General features: G+C 62.2%; 4 protein-coding genes. 3 read left to right on the plus strand and 1 reads right to left on the minus strand.

Translation table 11 applies throughout. The features are described from left to right. Window positions 1–954, minus strand: a 954-nt coding sequence (locus AC5DC2_RS21580; protein ID WP_491699973.1) for an L-threonylcarbamoyladenylate synthase, incomplete at its 3' end; no start/stop codon positions are given. Window positions 955–1022: 68 nt separating this feature from the next. Here AC5DC2_RS21580 and AC5DC2_RS21585 point away from each other — a divergent pair. The 3 genes from AC5DC2_RS21585 to AC5DC2_RS21595 all read left to right on the plus strand — a co-directional run. Next, the gene (locus tag AC5DC2_RS21585; RefSeq protein WP_491699970.1) at window positions 1023–1397 is read left to right on the plus strand and encodes a RidA family protein; all 375 of its coding nucleotides are present in this window, start codon (window positions 1023–1025) and stop codon (window positions 1395–1397) included. 126 nt (window positions 1398–1523) lie between these two features. Then, window positions 1524–2768, plus strand: coding sequence for an aromatic ring-hydroxylating oxygenase subunit alpha (locus AC5DC2_RS21590; protein WP_491699971.1), 1245 nt, complete (start codon window positions 1524–1526; stop codon window positions 2766–2768). Window position 2769: 1 nt separating this feature from the next. Next, the coding region (locus AC5DC2_RS21595) for an FAD-binding oxidoreductase (RefSeq protein WP_491699972.1) at window positions 2770–3344 on the plus strand (575 nt) is incomplete at its 3' end.

Below are 3344 nucleotides of genomic sequence, written 5' to 3' on the forward strand. Positions count from 1 at the left end.
CTGCACCTCGCCTTCTTCGTCGGCGTATCCATGCGAAGCGTCACTGTCTCCGTCGTTTTTTGGTTCTGCGCGCGCGCCGCTCCGGTCTGCCTCGATCATCGTGTCGTAAAGCCGGCTCGCCGCTTCCGCAAGGTCGGCGGTCTCGCTCAGCTGGAAGACGGCGCGCGCGGCCGAAACATTCTCGACCTCGCAAGGCCCGAACAGCACCAGCGTCTCGCCCGCCCCGACGCGCGTCGCATTGAGGCGAACGGCGGCTTTCGGCGCATAATGCGAGACCATCATGCCGGGGGCAATGATTGCGGTTTTGTGCTGCGGTCTTGTCACATTGCGACCGGTCAGCGCCTCGATCTCGGCTGCGGAAATGCCGCCCGGCCGCAAAAGCGTGATGTCATCGCCCTCGACCTTCAGGATCGTCGATTCGACGCCGACCTGCGCCGGTCCCGCGTCAAGGATGAGTCGCAGTCTGTCGCCGAGATCCGCTTCCACATGGGCGGCCGTGGTCGGGCTGATCCTGCCGGAGGTGTTGGCGCTGGGAGCGGCCAGCGGGCGGCCGGTTGCGGCGATCAGTCGTCCGGCAAAGCCCTGCGGCACGCGCACGCCGACGGTCGGCAGGTTCGCCGTTGCCGCGGGCGCAATCGCCGCGCCCTGTTTCAGAGGCAGAACAAGGGTCAGCGGGCCGGGCCAGAAGGCTTGCGCAAGCGTGCGCGCCAGCGGAGAGAAGACGGCGTGGTCCTCGGCCATCTCAAGCCCGGACATGTGGCAGATCAGCGGGTTGAAGGCAGGCCGGCCCTTGGCGGCATAGATTTTCGCGATTGCCTGAGCGTTCGTCGCATCGGCGGCAAGGCCATAGACGGTTTCCGTCGGCATGGCGACCAACTCGCCAGCCAGCAAAAGAGCGCTGCCTTCGGCCAGCGCAATGCCTTCCTCAACCGCGATGTCGATGATGCGCGCCATGTGAAACCTGTTCCTGCTCAAGCGATCCTCGTTTAGAACAAAGGACCTGCGCAACAAAGGATTTTCTGATGACGATAAGACGGATTGCCTCAGGCGGCATTTATGAAAAGAAGATCGGTTATTGCCGGGCGGTGGTGGCCGGCGGCTTTGCCCATGTCTCAGGCACGACAGCGCAGGGCAGCGATGTTCCTGAAGATGTCGTCGGCCAGTGCCGTTCCGCGCTCGATGCGATAGAAAGGGCGCTTGGCGAGGCTGGTTGCGGTTTTGGAGATGTCGTGCGGGTGGTCTATTACCTGCCGGACGCCGCTGATTTTCCGGCCTGCTGGCCGCTTCTTTCCGAGACCTTTGGCGATCATCCGCCGGCGGCGACCATGCTGGAATGCGGCCTGATCGACCCGAAATACCGGATCGAGATCGAGGTAACGGCCCTGCTGCCGGGCTGATCCCGGCGGCCAGCGCGATTGTCCCGTGTCGTCATTTCCGAAAGTCATGTCGTGATTGGGACGCGGGGTCGTAACCGGCGATGGTTTAATATGCCTTATTGTCCGTCTTCGCCGCGGAGGCCGCCCATGACCACACGCCAGAAAATGCTCGACGAACTGAGAAACCGTCAGGACGGTTTCACTCTGGCCCGATCCTTCTATACCGATCCCGACTATTTCCGGGTCGATATGGAGAACTTCTATTATCGAGACTGGCTGTTCGTCGCCCATGACTGTGAACTGGCGCGACCGGGCAATTATCTGACGGTCCAGATCGGCGACTACTCGGTGATCCTGACGCGCGGACGCGACAAGGTCATCCGGGCGCTGCACAATTCCTGCCGCCATCGCGGCTCGCGCGTCTGCTCCGCCGAGAAGGGCACCACGGCCAAGCTCGTCTGCCCCTACCACCAGTGGACCTATGATCTCGACGGGAGGCTGCAATATGTGCGCCACATGGGCGAGGATTTCGACAAGGCGCAGTTCGGCCTGAAGCCTGTGCATTGCGAGAGCATCGAGGGCTATATCTTCATCTGTCTCGCCGATGTTGCGCCCGACATCACGCCGCTGCGCGAGGCCATTTCGCCCTATATCGCGCCGCATAACATTCGCGACGCCAAGGTCGCTTTCAAGTCCTCGATCGTGGAAAAGGGTAACTGGAAGCTCGTCTGGGAAAACAACCGCGAATGCTATCACTGCGCCGCCAATCATCCCGAACTCTGCCGCACCTATCCCGAAGCCGCCTCGGTGACCGGGGTGCAGGGGATGATGGAGGACCCGGAAATCCAGGCGCACTGGGCCCATTGCGAGGCGGCGGGTCTTGAAGCGAAATTCCTCATCAATCCGGACGGCCAGTTCCGCATCGCCCGCATGCCGCTGATCGCGGGAGCGGAAAGCTACACCATGTCGGGCAAGCGCGCCGTGCGCAAGCCGATGGGCGAGAAGACGGCGGCAGCCGGCATCGGCGCGCTTGTTCTGTTTCACTACCCGACCACATGGAACCATTTTCTCGGAGACCACGCGATCTCCTTCCGCGTCCTGCCGCTCGGGCCGGAGGAAACGCAAGTCACCACCACATGGCTGGTGCCGAAGGATGCGGTGGAGGGCATCGACTACGATCTCGACGAGCTCACCCATGTGTGGACCTTCACCAATGACCAGGATCGCCAGATCGTCGAGGAGAACGCCCGCGGCATCCGTTCGCCGGCCTATGAGCCAGGCCCCTATTCGCCCGAGGACGAGGGCGGCGTGATGCAGTTTGTCGAATGGTACGCCACCCATTCTATCGAGCGGCTCTCCGACGAAAACGCGCCTCTGTCCATCGTCGCCTGATATGCTCAAGCCGTTCAAACATATCGACGAGATGGTGCCGTGGAATGGCCGCGAGCACATGCTGGAATGCGTCGCCTGGACCCCGGAAGCACCGGACGTGATGACCTTCACCTTCAGGGCGGAGGAGGAGAATATCTGGTTCCGCTACCTGCCGGGGCAATACATCACGCTGGAACTGCCGGTCGGTCCCGAGCCGGTCATGCGCACCTATACGATTTCCTCCAGCCCGACGCGGCCGTTCACCATCGCCGTGACGGTGAAGGCGCAGAAGGACAGTGTCGGCACGCGCTGGATGTTCGACAATCTCCATCCGGGCATGAAGCTGAAGGCGATCGGGCCGCTCGGCGATTTTTCCTATGTCGAGCATCCGGCGGAGAAATATCTGTTCATCTCGGCCGGCTCCGGCATCACGCCGATGATGTCGATGACCCGCGATCTCGGCGATCGCGATCCCGACACCGACATCGCCTTCATCCATTGCGCCCGTTCGCCGAACGACATCATCTTCCGCTGGGAGCTGGAGTACAAGGCGCGCTACATGCCGTTCTTCAATCTCGGCTTCATCGTCACCGAGCT

Source organism: Martelella sp. (assembly GCF_984369615.1).

Excerpts from the sequence above, each read along its gene's own strand:
- AC5DC2_RS21585 (WP_491699970.1), top strand. The coding sequence starts at position 1,023 with ATGACGATAAGACGGATTGCCTCAGGCGGCATTTATGAAAAGAAGATC.
- AC5DC2_RS21590 (WP_491699971.1), top strand. The coding sequence starts at position 1,524 with ATGACCACACGCCAGAAAATGCTCGACGAACTGAGAAACCGTCAGGAC.